The sequence below is a fragment of the Roseburia sp. 1XD42-69 genome (genome assembly GCF_003612565.1).
In the GTDB taxonomy this organism is placed as follows: Bacteria; Bacillota; Clostridia; order Lachnospirales; family Lachnospiraceae; genus Roseburia_B.
In genome coordinates this window covers 1-540 of record NZ_RAZG01000276.1, presented here as the reverse complement: position 1 = coordinate 540, position 540 = coordinate 1, and the positions used below count along the sequence as shown (strand labels likewise).

1 protein-coding gene is annotated in these 540 nt (G+C 30.4%); it reads left to right on the top strand.

Features of this window, described 5'->3' with window-relative positions:
• The first annotated feature begins 279 nt into the window (after window positions 1-279).
• Complete coding sequence (locus D7Y06_RS25560; RefSeq protein ID WP_120410240.1) at window positions 280-462, top strand: hypothetical protein; 183 nt, start codon at window positions 280-282, stop codon at window positions 460-462.
• Window positions 463-540 lie beyond the last annotated feature (78 nt).

The window sequence follows — 540 nt, the reverse complement described above, 5'->3', positions numbered from 1 at the left end:
AAACTAAATATTTTAAAATCAGTCAAACTTGTTTAGACGGAAAATCAAAATGTTAAAATTATGAAAAGCATCAACGGATTAATAATCTGTTGGTGTTTTTTGTCTTAATTATTGAAAATTTTTGTAAAATATTATTCCAAACGGAGAAAAAGATAATGGAACTTGTAAATTTTATTTTTGGGAAATGAGAAAAGTGTATTAGAAAGCAGGTGGTAAAATTGCAGCCAGGACAAATAAGGAAGCAGTTAGAAAATTTTATATGATGGGAGGGAATTAATATTGGAACAATTAATGGAAAATGAAGCGTTCTGTATGGGTGTGAGTGTGGGAATCCATATTTTTCAGCAGAAGGTACTTACAGCGCATAAGCAAAGAGAAGGTTTGAAAATCGGGGATAATTTATATTATATCCAAAGTGGAAGGGAACGCTTGCAGGAAGTTTTAGAAAAAATATGTAAATGAAGATGGAGGAAAATTATTATGAGCGAAGTAATGACAGTACAAGAAACATTTACAAGGTTAAATAAGCAGTTTGGAAAT